Here is an 18,850-nt window from a genome sequence, read left to right on the forward strand (position 1 = left end):
TAAGGAGTCTATTGTATCATGTTGTTTTTTGATACAATGAGAGTACGAACATATGATTGTGTAGACGGACAATGTAGGGGGGATTAATGTGGGAGTGCGTTTTTTTATTGGACGATCAGGGACAGGTAAAACATCTAAAATGCAAGAAGAAATGATAAACGAAATGAAAAGAGATCCTGTGGGTCCACCAATTATTTATCTTGTACCCGAGCAGATGACTTTTCAGGCAGAGCGAAACCTTGTGACGAAAATGGGGCGAGGGATAACACGAACCCAAGTGCTGAGTTTCACTCGACTGGCTTTAAGGATTTTACAAGAAACAGGCGGTCTTACTCGATACCATATTGATAAAACAGGGATTCACATGTTACTGAGAAAGATCATTGAACGGGAGAAAGGCCAATTTCAATTATTCCAAAAAGCAACGGTTAGTCAAGGGTTTGTCGATCAATTAGAACAAATGCTAACTGAATTTAAACGATATGACATAGACTCGGAAATCCTTCAGGTTGAAATGGAGAAAATCAAAGATACGCACCAAGAATCTGCTACGGAACGAACGCTTGAAGACAAGCTTCATGATATTTATATTATTTTGTCACAAGTTGAAAAAGAGTTAAAAGAGAAATATATTGCTTCAGAAGATTACTTACAGTTATTAGCGGAAAAAATACCCGAATCATCTATTTTAAAAGATGCTGTTGTTTTTATCGACGGGTTTCATAGCTTTACCCCTATTGAACTGAACGTACTTCGATCTTTACTAATAACAGTGAAAAACGTCAACGTTTCCTTAACGTTGGATGCCCCTGTAGGAAAAGGTGATATTCTGCATCCTTTAGACTTATTTTTCGAAACAGCAAATACATACCAGCAGTTATCTATCCTTTGCGATGAAACAGGTGTAGAAGATGTGTCTAATTCGGTATTTGATCACTCTAAAAGATTTAAGTCTAACGGTTTGGCTTACTTGGAAGAAAATCAACATGTCCGTCCCCCTGTTCCAACAGAGGACCATGATGGGATTCACGTGATTAGTGCTGTTCATAGAAGGGGAGAAGTGGAACGGGTTTCCAGAGAGATTATTCGCTTAGTTAGAGAAGAGGGTTTTCGTTTCGGGGAAATCGCTATTTTGCTAAGAAATATGGGAGAATACGGGGATTATTTCGAAACGATCTTTAAAGATGAACATATTCCATTTTTTACAGACCAAAAGCGATCAGTCCTAAATCATCCGTTAGTCGAGTTCATTCGCTCCTCTCTTGAAATTGTTCAGCGTCACTGGCGTTATGAAGCAGTATTCCGCACATTCAAAACAGAAATACTTTTTCCACTAGGAAATACTGACACGCGTGAGCAAGTAGATCAACTGGAAAACTATGTTCTTTCCTACGGTATACAGGGGAAGAAATGGTACGTAAAAGAACCTTGGACCTATCAACGGATGGCTACGACTGCAGAACATGAAGCAGAAAAAACGAAAAGTGAGCAATTGTTTGAAAAAGAAATCAATGAATTACGCGAACAATTGATTTCTCCACTAGTTCAGTTCCAAAAAAGAATGAAAAAGGCCAAAACGGTTTCACAATACTGTCAAGTCGTGTTTCAACTGTTAGAAGACGTTCAAGCACCTGAAAAGCTTGAGCAGCTAAGAGATGATAGCTTAGAGGCGAATGATTTGCGTCAAGCTAGAGAACATGATCAATTGTGGGGAGAAATCATTCATCTAATTAACCAGATGGTAGAAGTTAGCGGAGATGAAGAAGTGTCATTTGATCTCTTCATGAAAATGATCGATACCGGATTGGAAGGGATGAATTTTTCAATTGTCCCTCCAGCGTTTGATCAAGTGGTGATTGCGGACATGGAAATGTCCAGATTATCTGATATCCGCTGTGCATTTATCATGGGAGTGAATGATGGAGTGATTCCTGCTAAGCCAGATGAAGGCAGTATGATCTCTGAAGACGAACGAGAACTTTTAGGTCAACAGGGTTTGAACTTAGCACCGGGCGCTCAACGTCAATTATTAAACGAATCTTTCTTAATATATATGACACAAGCAATACCGAAAGAGAAACTATACTTGACCTATCCATTAGCTGACGAAGAAGGTCGAAGCTTACAGCCCTCAATGATGCTGAATCATATTCATGATCTATTTCCAGCTATGAAAGTAGAAGTAGCCTTTGATTCACCTACTGAAGTTAATGAAAATGAAGAAATCTCATTTATTACTCACCCAGAAAAAACGTTGTCCCATTTAACGCAACAACTTCAAGGGTGGAAACGGGGATATCCTTTATCGACCATGTGGTGGGATGTTTACAATTGGTATGTAGTTCACCCCATTTGGAAGGGGAAGGCTTCTCGTGTGTTGCAAAGCTTACATTATCAAAACCAACCTTCAAAATTACCAATAAGATTAACAGAAGCCCTTTATGGCTCAACTTTGAAAACAAGCGTCTCCAGAATGGAACAATATAATAGCTGTCCTTTTTCACAATTTGCAAATTATGGATTAAGACTCAAGGAAAGAGAGACGTTTAAACTTGAAGCTCCAGATATAGGTACACTATTTCACGCTGCATTAAAAGAGATGGCAGAAGCACTGCGTCAAGAGGGGAAAGATTTTGCTAATTTATCTAATGACATGGCTCAGTCAATGTCGAAACAAATCGTTGGGAACTTAGCCCCTAAAATTCAAAGAGAAATCTTACTTAGTTCAAACCGGTTTAATTATATTCAACAGAAACTAGAGGAAGTGGTCGCCAGAGCTTCGACCGTTTTAGCTGAGCAGGCAAGAAAAACTGGATTCTCACCAGCGGGATTAGAAGTTGGTTTTGGCCCCGAGCAACAGCTACCACCTCTCACCTTTGAATTAGAGAACGGACATCTTGTAGAGTTAATTGGCCGAATTGACCGAGTCGACAAAGCGGAAGATACGGAAGGCGTCTATGTAAGAATTCTAGATTATAAATCTAGTTCTAAAGATATCAAGCTCGATGAGGTTTACGAAGGACTAGCCTTGCAGATGCTGATTTATTTAGATGTCGTAGTCAGTTACTCTAAGCAATGGTTAGGTACAGAAGTAACGCCAGCGGGGGTGTTGTATTTCCACGTGCACAACCCAATGATTCAAGCGGATCAGAAGCTCTCCTTAGAACAAATTGAAGCGAAGATTTTAAAAGAATTTAAAATGAAGGGTCTACTTTCTTCGTCTCTTCAGGCAATTAAACAAATGGATTTAACGTTGGAAAGCGGTCGATCAGATATTCTCCCTGTTGGTTTAAAGAAAGATGGTCAACCCTATTCCAATTCGAAAGTAATTTCTCAGAATGACTATGAGATCCTGCGATCCTATTTACGAACGCACGTGAAAAAAGTAGGCGAATCAATTCTACAAGGAGACATTGATCTTAAACCTTACAAAAAGAAGCAAAAAGTACCGTGTACGTTTTGTTCTTACAAATCATTTTGTCAGTTTGATCCAAGTATCGAAACAAATGAATACCGTTATATAACAGGCAAATCCAATGAAGAAGTTTTAGAGTTATTGCGTGACGAGGGAGGAGCGAGCAATGAAGATTCAACCGAAACCAAGTGATGTGACATGGACTGATGATCAATGGAAAGCAATTTCTGCAGAAGGAAATAATATCCTAGTTGCCGCCGCCGCTGGCAGTGGTAAAACAGCGGTACTAGTTGAACGTATCATTAGAAAAGTAGCGGATACAGACATTCCTATAGACGTAGACCGCCTTCTCGTTGTCACGTTCACTAATGCTGCTGCAGCTGAAATGCGCCACCGAATAGGCGAAGCAATAGAAAAAAAGCTTGCAACTGATCCCCGTTCTTTGCATTTAAGAAGGCAACTCTCCTTGTTGCATCGAGCGAATATATCGACCTTGCATTCCTTTTGTATGAACGTAGTTAGAAAGTATTACTACGAAGTAGAAGTAGATCCGAATTTTCGTATATTGGATGATACAGAAGGACAGTTGATTAGAGAAGAAGTCATTGATGACATGTTTGAAGAAGAGTATGGAAAAGATGACAACCAAGTATTTTTTGATTTAGTTGATCAATATAGCGGTGATCGAAGTGATGATAAACTACGGAGCCTGGTTCTTCATTTGTTCTCCTTTTCAAGATCTCACCCACAACCTTTCCAATGGTTAGACGGGATTATTGATAATTATGAGTTGAAACAAGTGAGTGACGTTGGAGAATTGTCGTGGGCAAAAGAAGCCCTTCACCATGTACGAAATCAACTGTCCTATGCTGCTTCGGCTGTTGAACAAGGGCTTCAGATCACGAAAGAACCTGAAGGGCCGTATAAATATGCAGATACTTTCGTGGATGAGTTAACTCAACTCCAACATTTATCTGCAGCGTCAACTTGGGAAGACATGTATGAACGATTCCAAAGCATTCATTTTGGACGGATTCCTTCCATCTCTAAAAAAGATGCCGTCGATCACGCCTTGAAAGAAAAAGCAAAGAATTTCAGAGATGAAGCAAAAGAAATGGTTACTCAATGTAAAGATCATTTTTTTCAACTACCACCTCAAGTGATATTAGAGGATTTACAGTTAATGGGCCCTACTTTAAAAAAATTATCGGGTCTTGTTAAGCGTTTTTCTGACAGGTATATGTTTGAGAAAAGAGATAAGGGTGTCCTTGATTTCAGTGATTTAGAGCATTTATGCTTAGAAATTCTGACTGACCAAGATGAGTTAAAGAAAGGATTCGTGTCACCTTCTAAAGCTGCTCAAGAATTTGCTGACTTTTTCTCAGAGCTGCTTGTAGATGAGTATCAAGATACGAACCTTGTTCAAGAAACGATCATCTCCCTTTTGTCCAAGGGTGATAACTTATTTATGGTAGGGGATGTCAAGCAGTCTATTTATCGTTTTCGCTTAGCAGAACCAACGCTATTCATGAAGAAATATAAACAATTTCAGCTGGATGGTTCTGGTGAAGGAATGAGAATTGATTTATCTAAGAATTTCCGCAGTCGCTCAGAAATTTTGGATGGAACCAACTTTATTTTCAGACAAATCATGGACGAGGAAGTGGGAGAGATCACTTATGATGATGCAGCTGAACTTAAACTCGGGAATATGGAATATCCAACTCAATCAGGTTTGGAAGCAAATGTTGTTCTCGTCAATAAAGGGGAACCGATTGAAGGGTCAACAGAAGAGACAGATGATCCAAGTGAGGATTCGATGGAAGAAGAGTTAGAAACCTCTCAACTAGAAGCAAGAGCCATGATTGCTGAAATGAAAAAGATGATTCAAACACAATATCCCGTTTACGATAAAAACACGAAAGAAACTCGTCCAATTACATACCGGGACATGGTCATTTTGATGCGGTCTATGCCTTGGTCAGAAACAATTATGGACGAATGTAAAAAAGCAGGGATCCCTGTTTATGCTGAGCTTTCTACTGGATATTTTGATGCCGTGGAAATTCGAGTGATGTTGTCGTTATTAAAAACCATTGATAATCCGTATCAAGATATACCTCTTGCCTCTGTCCTTCGCTCTTCTATCGTTCATATGACAGAAGAAGAACTAGCTCAAATCCGATTATTTGCCAAAAGATCCTCTTTCTATGAAGCGTTAAAAGTAGCAGGAGCTTCCACAAATGAAGATATCTCTCTGAGAGATAAGTGTGATTCATTCATTACACAATTGATTCAATGGAGAAAGATATCCCGTTCAAAATCATTATCAGAATTAATATGGCAGTTATACCAAGATACAGGATTTTACGATTACGTCGGAGGAATGCCTGGAGGAAAGCAGCGACAGGCTAATTTAAGAGCGCTATACGATCGATCCCGAGCGTATGAATCAACGTCATTTCGCGGTTTATTTAGGTTCCTTCGATTTGTCGATCGAATGGAAGAACGGGGCGATGATTTAGGTACAGCAAGAGCTTTAGGGGAACAAGAAGATGTGGTTCGCATGATGACGATCCATAAAAGTAAAGGATTGGAATTCCCTGTAGTCTTCATGGCTGGAATGAACAAAATGTTTAACCGGCAAGATTTACGTGGAGATTATTTGCTGCACAAAGAACTAGGGCTAGGATCGAAACGAATTGATCCTCAATTACGCTTAGCTTATCCAACGATTCCGCAACAAGTAATAAAAGAAAGAATTAAAGCTGAATCGTTGGCAGAAGAAATGCGTGTTCTATATGTAGGAATGACTCGTGCAAAAGAAAAAATTTATTTAATTGGAACAGTCAAAGACGTGGAGAAGTCTTTTGATAAGTGGCAAGAATCTATCAATCAACCACAGTGGCTTTTACCGAATAGAAACAGGCAAAAAGCCTCTTCATTCTTGGATTGGATTGCTCCAGCCGTATTACGACATCAATCATCTCAAACTTTATTAGATAAACTTGAGATCGATCAGGGTGAAATCTTGGATTATGTTTTTCGTGATGATTCTATATGGCAGATCGATATTGTTAATAAGGATGTTTTACAAGAAGAAGGAATAACAGAGATTTTACCAAGCCATGAAACTGAAAGGCAGGTTCGGTTATTAGAATCTGTTCCGCTTGAATCGGAAGATAAAGAGCGTGTGACTGCTCAGTTGGAGTGGCGCTATCCTTATAAGGATGCTACGACGCACCGCGCAAAGCAGTCAGTAAGTGACCTGAAGCGCGAAATGCAAGATGAATATAGTGAACAATTATTAGCTACAGGGTTTCAGTCTAAGTACGCTGATCGTCCTAATTTCTTACAACAAAAATCTTTTCAATCTGCAGAGATGGGAACCATCATGCACACGATGATGCAACATCTTCCATTGTCTATCGAAGCTTCGCTCGAATCTGTGACAGCCGAAAGAGACCGTCTTGTTTCAAAAGAAATCTTCACGTTAGAAGAAGCAGAGCAAATTAATGTTGAGCATATTGTCCAGTTTTTACAATCGTCTATTGGCATGGCTATGTCTGCGTCTTCCGATATTTACCGGGAGATCCCGTTCAGCTTTCGCATCCCGGCTTCAGAAGCTTATACTACTTGGGAACAAAAAGAAGACGACTATGTATTTGTACAGGGTATGATCGATGCTGCCTTCAGAGGTACAGATGGCCAACTCATTTTAGTAGATTATAAAACAGACAATGTAAAACAAAGATTTCAAGATCATTCTGCAGATGAGGTCAAACGCCACTTCAAAGATAAGTACCGCTACCAGATTGAATTGTATCGTCGTGCTCTTTCTGATAGCTGGTCTGAACCTGTAAGTGAGTGTTATTTATACTTGTTTGATGGAGATTACTTGATCAAAATGTAAGGGGAGCTTAACGATGAAATTATTACACACTTCTGATTGGCATATAGGAAGAACGATTGAAGGCAGAGACAGGCATGATGAGCACGAAGCCTTTTTCAATGAATTAATCGAGATTGCTGAAGACGAAAAAATAGATGCCGTATTAATGGCGGGAGATGTCTTTGATTCCGTCAATCCTCCTGCCAAGGGCGAAGAATTGTTTTATGAAAGTATGGCTCGTCTTTCCGATCATGGTAAACGCCCAGTCGTTATTATTGCAGGAAACCATGATCATCCTGAGCGGTTGGCTGCAGCCAGAACGCTCCTTAGAAAGCACCGTATTTATATTCAAGGATATCCTACGATTCATCCTCTTCGGATTCCGATTGAAGGTAGTGAGGCAGATCTATGTATTGCAGGACTACCTTATCCGTCTGAATCACGATTGAAAGAGAGTTTTACTGAGATTAATGACGAACTAGCCATTAGAGAGGCTTATGATCTAAGGATAAGCGATATATTTAATCAGCTCACGTCATCATTTTCTAACAAAGATATTTGTGTGGCTATGAGCCATTTATTTGTTGCAGGAGGATCTAGTACAGAATCTGAACGACCTATTGAAGTGGGTGGGGCGTATACCGTTCGAGCTAACCAGCTTCCAGAGAACGTCCATTATACAGCTTTAGGGCACCTTCACCGGCCACAAAATATTCATCGTTCTAAAGCACCTGCCCGTTATGCTGGCTCTCCTTTAGCATTTAGTTTTTCAGAAGCAGGTTATGCAAAGTCGGTAACAATTGTTGATGCACTACCAGGCGAGAAAGCGGACATAAGAGAAGTATTTTTACAATCAGGTCGTCCTCTCGTGAAATGGAAAGCGACAGAAGGACTGGCACAAGTTCATACTTGGATGGACCAACGATTAGATGCAGATGCGTGGATTGAGCTTGATATTCATATGAAGGACACGCCTTCGATGGAGGACATCCATCGCTTAAAAAAGCATTATCCTCGACTTTTAAATATTCGACCGATTTTTCCTGAACAAGAGCAGATTTCAGGTCCTGAGAGAAAGCATGTGGCGATAGATGAATTGTTTAAGCAGTTCTACGAACGACAAACGGGTGGGGCGAGTCCTGATGAGGACTTAACTCACCTGTTTTTAGAAATCGTCAATGAAGAGGAGGGAGCTTCATGAGACCGATAGAATTGACTATACAAGGACTGCATAGCTTTCGAGAGAAGCAAGTGGTAGACTTTGCTGCTCTTTGCGAAGGAGGCGTGTTTGGCATCTTCGGTCCTACTGGCAGTGGGAAATCGTCTATTTTAGACGCCATGACGCTATCCTTGTATGGAAAAGTGGAGCGAGCTCCAAGCAATACGCAAGGCATATTAAATCATGCTGAAGATCAATTGGGAGTCTCCTTTACTTTTTCACTTGGAAGAGGAGAGAGAGAGAACCGATATAAAGTAGAGAGAACATTTAAAAGGGTGAAAGAGGACGGGCTTCGCCAGGCTACTGCAAGATTTATAGATTTAACTGGGGACGCTTCTGTTGTAGCAGATAAAGCGGGGGATGTCACTCGTGAGGTAGAGTCTTTGTTAGGGTTATCTATCGATGATTTTACTCGGGCCGTTGTACTTCCTCAAGGGAAGTTCTCAGAATTCTTGTCATTAAAAGGGACGGAACGCCGACAAATGCTTCAAAGGCTATTTCACTTAGAAAAATACGGAGATGAATTAAATTACAAGCTTCGTCGTAGATTGACTGCTGCTAATCATCAAAAAGAGTTAATTGAAAAAGAGCAGGCGGGGCTGGGAGAAGCCTCTAATGAAGCAGTGGAAAGCGCCAAACTAAAGGTAAGCCATTTAAGAGATAGTATTACTAAACAAGAATCCACAGTTGAATATGAACAAGAGCAGTATGATCAAGCAAAACAATGGCGTGAGTGGTCTTTGCAACTGCAATCGGTTATGAAGGAACAAAATGAATTAAAGAAAATGAAAGAAGAGATCGAAAATAGAAAAAGCGACATTCGTAAAGCTTCAGAAGCGAATGTTTTATATCCTTATGTACAGGAAGTGACAGAAAGTAAGCAACAAATAAATATCTGGAAAGTAAAAGAATCGCAATCAAAAGAATTAGTTTCTAAGATAGAAAAAGATCTAATCAGCTCTAAATCAGAATACGAAAGAGCGGTCAAAGAGCAGCAATCTCTTCAACTTCCATTGGAAATGAAAGTAGAAAAACTGAATCAAATGAAAGCAAAGACAGAAGAATTGACGAAACGTAAATCCGATGCATCGCGAATCAACGAAAGATTACAGTCATTATCTAAACAAATTGAAAAGCTGAAGATAGAACAAGATGAAGCAAAAAGAAAGCGATCTAAATATGAAGAAGGCCAAAATCACTTAAAACGTCAATTATCTTCTGTTAATCCGAATTCAGAAGAAAAAAAACAAATGCAGAAAGCTACTGATCACAAGCATAAAGTTCGGAGTTTAGAAGACAACATAGCTGAATTGTCGAGACAGGAAGAAAGCCTAAAAAAAGAAAAACAAACATTAACTAGTCAATGGAAGACTGTTCAAGCTGAACTTGAACGGAAACAGCAACATTTGAATAACCGATTCATTCAAGTGAACCGCTGGTATAACCTCATTATGGAAAAAAAGAATATGTTGCATAAAGTGGTGAAGGGTGTAGAAAGGATCAAAGCTGAACAAGATACTTTACGCCTAGAGCGTGCTGCCCATGATCTGAGAAAAACGTTAAAAGATGGGCAACCATGTCCTGTTTGTGGCACCTCTCATCAAGAACATAGTGGAGTACAAGTGGGAGCCTTAGAAAAAGATCTTTCTGACCATTTCCGCAAAGAGGAAACGTTGAAAGAGCAAGAGCAACAAGCTCAAAAACTTGAGAAATCCATGGACGAAGTTGTTTGGAAACTAAATCAGACAGCAAGGCATTCTCCCGTTAAACCTGAATTGACAAGTGAAGAAGATAACATGATAGATGATCAATTAGAATTACCCCCTATCTCGGATGAATCCTTTTCTCATCAATGGGAAAACTGGTCAGAACAATGGAACAAAGAGCACGAAGCCATCGAGAAACTATTAAATCATTGGGAGAATGAAGTAAACGAATGGTCAACTTCTAAAGAAGAGCTAAATAAATTAGATCTTGTTATAAAACAGCTAGACAATCGTTTAAATGAACTATTAGAGGACAAAAAGGACAAGTCTCAGTTACTCGAAAAAGAATTAACCCTTTGGCAAGAACAATTTCCGAACATACCTTACAATCAGGTTGACCAATTGGCAGAAGAAATTCGAAGTCGTGAAGAACAATCAGATGAGCTAAGGCAAAGAATAGAGAAAAGTATCCCAATTATTGAGGGAATTTCTCTTAAACGTGATGAATTAAATGACGAACTTCAGCAAGCTTTAGTCGATCGCTCTAAGTATGAATCTGAACACAACGAGCGTATGAATACGATAAAAGATATGGAGAAGGAAATTCACGAAATTACGGAAGGAAAAGATTTAGATCAACTTGTTGAGTCATACAAAACAAAGCTAACAGCTATTAACAAAGATGTAACAGAATCGAACAAAAGGCTTGAAGAAACAGAAAAGAGAATGAAGTTGGCTGAGATCGAGTCGGCAGAGTCTACTCACTCTTTTCAAGAAGCCCTTAATCGTTTTGAACGTTCAGTTTCCCGTTGGGACGAACAAATAAAAGATTCATTTTTCAACGAAATTACGGAAGTTGAAAGTTGGAAGACAGACCTTTCCCTAATTGATGAATGGGAAGAAGAAGTGTCTTTATTTGAGAACAAACAAAGAGATGTTTCTATAAAACAAAAGCAACTTCAACAACAACTAAAAAGGGGGGACTTGTCAGAAAATGCTTTCTCTGAAATAGAGAAGAGTTACCGACTAGCTAAAAAAGAGTTAGAACAATTGCGTACAGATTTAGGAGCGGCCAAGCATCATTTAGATGAAATCTTGAAGAGAGCTGCGAGATATGAAGAATTGGAAAAGGAAAGACTTGAGTTTGAAACGCTACATGGAAAACTAAATAAACTAGACAAAGTATTCAGGGGGAAAGAATTTGTAGAGTTTATCGCAGAAGAACAACTTATCCAAGTGAGCCGACTAGCTTCTGAGAGATTAAGAGTATTAACGAGAGGTCGTTATGCTATCGAAGTTGATTCAAACGGCGGGTTTATTATGAGAGATGACGCCAATGGCGGTATTAAGAGACCTGTAACAACGTTGTCTGGAGGAGAAACATTTCTTACCTCTCTTGCATTAGCTCTTTCTTTATCTGCTTCCATTCAATTAAGAGGGGAGCATGCTCTAGAATTCTTCTTTCTAGATGAAGGGTTTGGTACTTTGGATCCTGAGTTATTAGAAACTGTTGTTACAGCGCTAGAGCACCTCCATACAGATCAACTTTCAGTAGGTGTGATTAGTCATGTGCCAGAATTAAAAGAAAGGTTACCGAGAAAACTCATGGTTACTCAAGCTGAATCAGGAGGCAGAGGAAGTCGAATTTCCTTGGAAGAACTTTAAAATAGTTTGTGAATTTTAATGTCTCAAAGCTTATCGTAATAAGCTTTGAGATTTTTTTGTCAAATTAACAGGATAAATTTTCAAAAAAAGGGTTGCATTTTATTCTATCTGTTATACAATACATTACATAATACTTTCTGTATTACAACAGTAAAGAGGAGGATGATTCATCATGCTAAAGATTACTTTTATGGAACGTCCTCCAAAAAATTGTAATTTTCTTTTGAGAAAGGAGCGATCGTTTTTTGAAAGATCTCCCTAAACGCTATGGAGACGAGCGAAATCAATTGTTGCAACTAAAGAAAGATAGGCAAGCTGAAAGCGGTGGAGGATTGCTTCCTCATTACTTAACTGAAACAAAACATATTCGAGTGTAAGATTGGCAGATTGTATCTATCCCAGACGATATTGGAGACCGTCGTGTGGAAATGATTTGGCCTAACAGTAATGAAAGAGAAATTGTAGGAATTTATGATGATTCCAGCTTATGAAAAAGTGATTAAACTAAAGGAGAGGGTTTAAATGAAAAAAGAAGAGATGATTAAACAACTAAGCAGCACGTGGAAGAGTGAGCGATTTAAAGGAGTGGAAAGGCCTTATTCTGAAGAAGATGTCTACAAATTATCTGGATCTATTCAGCCAGAACATACATTAGCTAAAAGGGGTGCCGAGAAGCTATGGAGTTTGCTTCATGAAGAGGACTATATTGCAGCTCTAGGAGCATTAACAGGGAATCAAGCAGTGCAGCAAGTTAAAGCAGGGCTTAAAGCTATTTATTTGAGCGGCTGGCAAGTAGCTGCAGACGCAAATATTTCGGGGCATATGTATCCAGATCAGAGTCTCTATCCTGCAAATAGCGTTCCTCATGTTGTGAAACGAATTAATCAAGCGTTGATGAGAGCCGATCAAATAGAACATAGTGAAGGAGGAGCAAAAAGAGATTGGTTTGCTCCAATTATCGCAGATGCCGAAGCAGGTTTCGGAGGACAGCTGAATGTATTTGAATTAATGAAAGGAATGATTGAAGCGGGCGCGGCTGCTGTTCATTTCGAGGATCAACTTTCATCCGAAAAGAAATGTGGCCATTTAGGGGGGAAAGTATTGCTCCCTACCCAACAAGCTGTAAAGAATTTAATTTCTGCTAGATTAGCTGCTGATGTATCAGGTGTACCTACAGTCATCATTGCTCGGACTGACGCTAATGCTGCAAATTTAATTACAAGTGATATTGATGCAAACGATCATGAATTTATTTATGGCGAACGAACTACCGAAGGTTTTTATCGGACAAAGGCGGGAATTGATCAAGCAATTAGTCGTGGATTAGCCTATGCGCCTTATGCAGATCTCATTTGGTGTGAGACATCTGAACCGAATTTAGAAGAAGCGAAGCTATTTGCAGAAGCTATTCATGAACGGTATCCTGAAAAATTGTTAGCTTATAATTGTTCTCCGTCATTTAACTGGAAAAAGAAACTAGATGACGTCACTATCGCAAAGTTTCAAAAAGAGTTAGGTAAGATGGGTTACAAATTTCAATTCGTTACTCTTGCAGGGTTCCATGCCCTTAACCATAGTATGTTTGAATTAGCTAAAGGATATCTTGAAAGCGGTATGACAGCGTATTCAAAGCTACAAGAAGCAGAATTTATAAGTGAAAATGATGGTTATTCAGCGACGAAACATCAACGTGAAGTAGGAACAGGTTATTTTGACGCAGTTTCAACCGTTGTGTCGGGAGGAACGTCTTCAACAACAGCACTAAAAGGATCAACAGAAGAAGAACAGTTTACAACGACATGATTTCATTACACCCTCGCATTAGCGAGGGTGTTTTATATTTGTGTTCATAAAATGGACGTGAATTTGGCAATATATTTAAATGTCATTAGTTTGACACCAAATTTCGATTTCAGTTGGTTATAATAAATATAGAAAATAACGACGAGCAAGTTGTATTGAAGGGGGGAGATCATAATGATTTACTACGTTTTAACTGAAAATCAATGGGAGTTGGCCAAACAAGATGACGAGTACTGGCCAGATGACTTTGATGAGATAGGTTATATCCCTTGTGCTAATCCTGGACAATTAAAAGACCTAGTCAACGAGCTAATGCTCTTTGGTGAACCCTTAATCTTATTAACTATTGATACTAATAAATTAGAAAGTGTGATTATCTATGAAGATGTCCATGAATCTGGGATTATGTCACCACACATATATGGGTATATAAACATAGACGCTATCACTGGTTCAGAACGATATCAACCGGTACCCCGTTCATTGCCTTCTTAGCTTCTATCATTCTCTTGAAGCGCTGCTCTTTTTATGAGTAGCGTTTTTTGTATTAAAATTAATAAACATAAATAGAGTTAAAGAAAAGGTAAAAGCAGTGGACTATGATGAAAGAAACTACGCACATTATGGTCCTATATTCACTTTAAGAAAAACTAGAATTCATATGTATGTGTAAAACTATCATCTAAATTCATAAGAATTATTTCACATAGTACGTTCATCATGTTAAAATTCAGATAATTAGCAATTTTCAATATAAAAGGGAGGGAAAAGATGAGAACTTCGATTGAATGGATGGTTGGAGGTCAGCAAGGGGAGGGTATTGATTCTACAGGGGAGTTATTTGCACGCACTTTAGTTAGATATGGATATTCAGTTTCAACTTACAAACAGTTTATGTCTCGTATTAAAGGAGGACACACAAATTATAAATTAAAAGCTACAATACAACGGAACTATTACGCTGGGGATGAAATTGATATTCTCTTGTGCTTAGACAAAGAGTCTCTAGAAAAAAACGAGTCCAACTTATCGAAAGGTGCTTTGATTATCCAAGAAGGTACAGTGGAAAATCTTATCAGAAATGAAGAAAAACAGTATGATATTTTTACCGTTCCTTTAAAAAAGCTTGCCTCTGAACTTGGAAATCCTTTAGCGAAAAACATGATTGCCATAGGGATTAGCTCAGCACTTGTTGATTTACCAAAAGAGTTGTTAAATCATTTTATTTCAGAGATCTTCGAGAAAAAAGGAGAAGAAGTCATTAGAACCAATATTCAGGCTGTGGCGAAAGGCTATGAATTAACAACCAATTTTCTATCACATCTTGTTTCACCTCTAGAAAAAGCTGACCTTAAAGATCAACTCTTCATGTCTGGAAATGAAGCTACTGCATTTGGGAGTTTGATGGCAGGATGCAGGTTTTTAAGTGCTTATCCAATTACGCCAGCAAGTGAAATTATGGAATGGCTTGCAAAAGAACTTCCTGCAGTGGGCGGGACAGTTATGCAAGTTGAAGATGAGATAGCGGGGATTTGTTTAGCTATTGGAGCAAATTACAGTGGTGTCAGAGCAATGACAAGCACTTCAGGACCCGGAATAAGTTTGAAAACAGAAGCGATTGGGATGGCAGGGATGAGCGAAGTGCCTATTGTGATCGTTAATTCCCAACGAGGTGGGCCTTCAACTGGGCTTCCGACGAAACATGAACAAAGTGATTTGCAGCATATGATATACGGTACTCATGGGGAAATCCCTAGAATCGTCTTGTACCCATCCACAATTGAAGAAGCATTTTATATAGCAGCAGAAAGTTTTAATTTAGCAGAGTATTACCAATGCCCTGTGATTGTTGCTTTAGATTTAGGGTTATCCATGAACAAGATGACAGTGCCTTCGTTCAATTCAAAAAGGGTTGAGATTCATCGAGGGAAATTATTAACGGAAGAGGAACTAAAATTGTATAAAGAAGACTTTTTCTCCCGCTATCGATTTACCGATGATGGCATTTCTCCACGGCCACTAGTTGGGATGAAAAACGGTTTGCATTTAACAAGTTCAAATGAACATGGGGAGGATGGCTATATCACTGAAGATCCGGAATTAAGAATTAAAATGATGCGGAAACGTTTAGAAAAAACGAAAGAGGCTATGATTCAAGAACCTTTCAAGCTGCAAAGTTCGACTGGCATTTCCCCTAAAGAAGTTGATATTTTACTAGTAGGTATGGGCTCTACGTTCGGTGCAATCAATGAGGCTATGACTAAATTAAATGAACAGGGAAGAGAAACCTATGCCCATCTCCACATTCAACAGCTTTATCCACTCCCCCTCGAACAATTAAGTGATCTATTTGAGAACAAACGGATCATTACAATTGAAAATAATTATACGAGCCAATTATTAATATTGTTAAAACAACATTTACCAATTCATAATCAGGCCGAATCTATCGTTCAGTTTGATGGGAATCCCTTTATGATCAAAACATTGCTCGAGCAAATGAAGAAGGTGGTGTGAGTATGGCTACGATGAAAGATTTGCGTGGGGACGCTCCGACTTGGTGCCCGGGATGTGGTCATTTTAGTATTATGGCAGGGATTCAAAAATCCATGATTGAATTGGGCTATGAGCCACATGAATTCGCTATCATATCAGGAATTGGATGTTCTGGTAAAGTATCAGAATACATTCGTAGCAATAGCTTTCACACGATTCATGGGCGCTCAGTTCCCATTGCCCAAGGGGTAAAGATGGGTAATCCGAATTTAAAGGTCATTGCGTCAGGTGGAGACGGTGATGGCTATGGCATAGGTTTAGGTCATTTTGTACACGCTTCCAGAAGAAATATTGATATGTCCTATATTGTGATGGACAATAGTATATACGGGCTCACTAAGGGACAGACTTCTCCCCGTAGCGAACATGGGTTTGTAACGAAATCAGCTTCATCTGAAAACAAAGAATATCCTGTGGATCCCGTTTGTACCTCAATAATTAATGGAGCCACTTTTGTCGCACAAGGATATTCAGGAAATATTAAACAACTCACTCACATCATCAAACGTGCCATTGAACACCGGGGTTTTTCCCACGTTAACATCTTCAGCCCCTGCGTCACTTTCAACAAGGTCAATACGTATGATTATTATAAGGAAAGACTCATATCCATTGAGGAGCCATTCCACACGCGAGATGCAGCCATTCAGAGTTTGCGGGAACATCATGGTCTCGTAACTGGTATTTTGTTCGAAGAGCTTAGAGATGATTATCAAACAAAATTGGGCATTGATTTTGATATGCAATCGGTACAATCTGGTGAAATGGACCATGAGCGACTTACTTTAATGCAAGAAAGATTCAAGTGATATTAGTAATTGAACTGAAAAAAAAGAGGTGTCCCTATTTGAAGATTTGAGGGACACCTACGTATAAATTATTTTGTTTTTGTTTTTAACTTAAGGTATTCATTGTAAGTTATTTCTTTGTCGAATACCCCTTGATCACGGATCTCAATAATACGATTTGCAATAGATTGGTTAAACTGGTGGTCATGTGTAGTGAAAATCAATGACCCTTTGAAGTTTACTAAACCATTGTTTAAAGCTGTAATCGATTCTAAGTCCAAGTGATTTGTTGGTTCATCAAGAAGCAATACATTCGCACCGCTTAACATCATTTTAGAGAGCATGCAGCGAACTTTTTCTCCCCCTGATAAAACACTGGCTTTCTTTTTTGCTTCCTCACCTGAGAAGAGCATTCTACCTAAAAATCCGCGAAGAAATGTTTCCGTTTGATCCTCAGGAGAATATTGGCGAAGCCAATCAACTAGGCTCAAATTGCACCCTTCAAAATATGCAGAATTATCTTTAGGGAAATAAGATTGTGAAGTAGTTACTCCCCATTTATACGACCCACTATCTGGCTCAACTTCACCAGCAAGAATTTGCATTAACAATGTTTTAGCATTTTCATTAGGTCCAACTAGAGCTACTTTATCGTCTTTATTCAACGTGAAGCTTACATTATCTAACAATTTTTCTCCATCTACTGTTTTTGATAGTCCTTCTACAGTTAAGAGATCATTTCCAATTTCACGCTCTGGTTTAAAAGCGACATATGGGTACTTCCTTGACGATGGCTTGATATCGTCTAATTCGATCTTATCTAATAATTTTTTTCTTGAAGTCGCTTGTTTTGATTTCGAGGCGTTCGCACTGAAACGGGCAACAAAGGCTTCAAGTTCTTTGATTTTTTCTTCTTTCTTTTTGTTCTGCTCTTGCGCCATCTTTTGCGCAAGTTGACTTGATTCGTACCAGAAATCATAATTCCCTACGTAAATTTGGATCTTGCCAAAGTCTAAATCCGCAATGTGTGTACATACATTATTTAAGAAATACCGATCGTGGGAAACTACAATGACGGTGTTATCAAAATTAATCAAGAACTCTTCAAGCCATTGAATAGCCTCAATATCCAGTCCGTTGGTAGGCTCGTCTAACAATAGGACATCTGGATTACCGAAAAGTGCTTGAGCAAGCAACACTTTTACTTTTTCTCCACCTGTCAGATCTGACATTTTTTTGCTGTGGAGAGACTCATGAATCCCTAAACCTTTAAGAAGCACAGCGGCATCTGATTCTGCTTCATAACCATTCATTTCGGCAAATTCACCTTCTAATTCAGCGGCTTTCATTCCGTCCTCATCTGAAAAATCAGGCTTCATATAAATAGCATCTTTTTCTTTCATGATGTCGAATAATCGCTCATGACCCATCATGACAACTTCAAGTACAATTTCATCACCATATTTAAAGTGATCTTGTTTTAATACGGCCATGCGATGACCAGGAGGTAAGCTGACATTTCCACTTTGTGAATCTAGTTCACCTGATAGAATTTTAAGGAATGTAGACTTTCCCGCACCGTTCGCTCCAATCAAACCATAACAATTTCCTGGAGTGAATTTAATATTTACATCTTCAAACAGCTTTTGGTCTCCAAAACGTAAGCTGACATTTGATACATTAATCATAGTTATCTCATCCTCTGCGTTAAATTACGATGAAAATTATAACATCTATCGGTCATAATTACGAGTTTCTTAAGCATTTGAACTATATATTTTTTTATTATCTTACTTCTAAAGTTTT

General features: G+C 38.8%; 10 protein-coding genes. 9 read left to right on the plus strand and 1 reads right to left on the minus strand.

Going from position 1 to position 18,850, the window contains the following annotated elements; genetic code table 11:
- Window positions 1-88: 88 nt before the first annotated feature.
- The 9 genes from addB (at window position 89) to CR194_RS06220 (ending at window position 17,065) form a co-directional block, all read left to right on the plus strand.
- Window positions 89-3,607 (plus strand): helicase-exonuclease AddAB subunit AddB, encoded by a 3,519-nt coding sequence (gene addB, locus CR194_RS06185; RefSeq protein ID WP_110608731.1) that lies wholly within the window; start codon window positions 89-91, stop codon window positions 3,605-3,607.
- A complete protein-coding gene (gene addA / locus CR194_RS06190; protein ID WP_110608732.1) occupies window positions 3,582-7,328 on the plus strand; it encodes a helicase-exonuclease AddAB subunit AddA in 3,747 nt (1,248 codons plus the stop codon). The genes addB and addA overlap by 26 nt, the downstream gene beginning before the upstream one ends.
- A gap of 13 nt (window positions 7,329-7,341) precedes the next feature.
- Window positions 7,342-8,508, plus strand: coding sequence for an exonuclease SbcCD subunit D (locus CR194_RS06195; RefSeq protein ID WP_110608733.1), 1,167 nt, complete (start codon window positions 7,342-7,344; stop codon window positions 8,506-8,508).
- Complete coding sequence (locus CR194_RS06200; RefSeq protein WP_110608734.1) at window positions 8,505-11,897, plus strand: AAA family ATPase; 3,393 nt, start codon at window positions 8,505-8,507, stop codon at window positions 11,895-11,897. Before CR194_RS06195 ends, CR194_RS06200 begins: the two co-directional genes overlap by 4 nt.
- Window positions 11,898-12,142: 245 nt before the next feature.
- Window positions 12,143-12,274 carry a hypothetical protein gene (locus CR194_RS20665; RefSeq protein ID WP_269845696.1) on the plus strand — a complete coding sequence of 44 codons (132 nt, stop codon included), beginning with the start codon at window positions 12,143-12,145 and terminating at the stop codon, window positions 12,272-12,274.
- 145 nt (window positions 12,275-12,419) lie between these two features.
- Window positions 12,420-13,700: an isocitrate lyase gene (aceA, locus tag CR194_RS06205; protein ID WP_110608735.1), complete on the plus strand. Its 1,281-nt coding sequence runs from the start codon at window positions 12,420-12,422 to the stop codon at window positions 13,698-13,700.
- A 174-nt stretch (window positions 13,701-13,874) separates the two neighbouring features.
- Window positions 13,875-14,195: a DUF952 domain-containing protein gene (locus CR194_RS06210; protein ID WP_110608736.1), complete on the plus strand. Its 321-nt coding sequence runs from the start codon at window positions 13,875-13,877 to the stop codon at window positions 14,193-14,195.
- 276 nt (window positions 14,196-14,471) lie between these two features.
- Window positions 14,472-16,217: a 2-oxoacid:acceptor oxidoreductase subunit alpha gene (locus CR194_RS06215; RefSeq protein WP_110608737.1), complete on the plus strand. Its 1,746-nt coding sequence runs from the start codon at window positions 14,472-14,474 to the stop codon at window positions 16,215-16,217.
- A 2-nt stretch (window positions 16,218-16,219) separates the two neighbouring features.
- The gene (locus CR194_RS06220; protein WP_110608738.1) at window positions 16,220-17,065 is read left to right on the plus strand and encodes a thiamine pyrophosphate-dependent enzyme; all 846 of its coding nucleotides are present in this window, start codon (window positions 16,220-16,222) and stop codon (window positions 17,063-17,065) included.
- Window positions 17,066-17,133: 68 nt separating this feature from the next.
- Here CR194_RS06220 and CR194_RS06225 read toward each other — a convergent pair whose 3' ends face one another.
- Window positions 17,134-18,732, minus strand: a complete 1,599-nt coding sequence (locus tag CR194_RS06225) for an ABC-F family ATP-binding cassette domain-containing protein (RefSeq protein ID WP_110608739.1) — start codon at window positions 18,730-18,732, stop codon at window positions 17,134-17,136.
- Window positions 18,733-18,850 lie beyond the last annotated feature (118 nt).

The organism is Salipaludibacillus keqinensis, assembly GCF_003226325.1.
GTDB lineage: Bacteria > Bacillota > Bacilli > Bacillales > Salisediminibacteriaceae > Salipaludibacillus > Salipaludibacillus keqinensis.

Excerpts from the sequence above, each read along its gene's own strand:
- addA (WP_110608732.1), top strand. The coding sequence starts at position 3,582 with ATGAAGATTCAACCGAAACCAAGTGATGTGACATGGACTGATGATCAA.
- CR194_RS06220 (WP_110608738.1), top strand. The coding sequence starts at position 16,220 with ATGGCTACGATGAAAGATTTGCGTGGGGACGCTCCGACTTGGTGCCCG.
- CR194_RS06200 (WP_110608734.1), top strand. The coding sequence starts at position 8,505 with ATGAGACCGATAGAATTGACTATACAAGGACTGCATAGCTTTCGAGAG.
- aceA (WP_110608735.1), top strand. The coding sequence starts at position 12,420 with ATGAAAAAAGAAGAGATGATTAAACAACTAAGCAGCACGTGGAAGAGT.
- CR194_RS06215 (WP_110608737.1), top strand. The coding sequence starts at position 14,472 with ATGAGAACTTCGATTGAATGGATGGTTGGAGGTCAGCAAGGGGAGGGT.
- CR194_RS06195 (WP_110608733.1), top strand. The coding sequence starts at position 7,342 with ATGAAATTATTACACACTTCTGATTGGCATATAGGAAGAACGATTGAA.
- CR194_RS06210 (WP_110608736.1), top strand. The coding sequence starts at position 13,875 with ATGATTTACTACGTTTTAACTGAAAATCAATGGGAGTTGGCCAAACAA.
- CR194_RS06225 (WP_110608739.1), bottom strand. The coding sequence starts at position 18,732 with ATGATTAATGTATCAAATGTCAGCTTACGTTTTGGAGACCAAAAGCTG.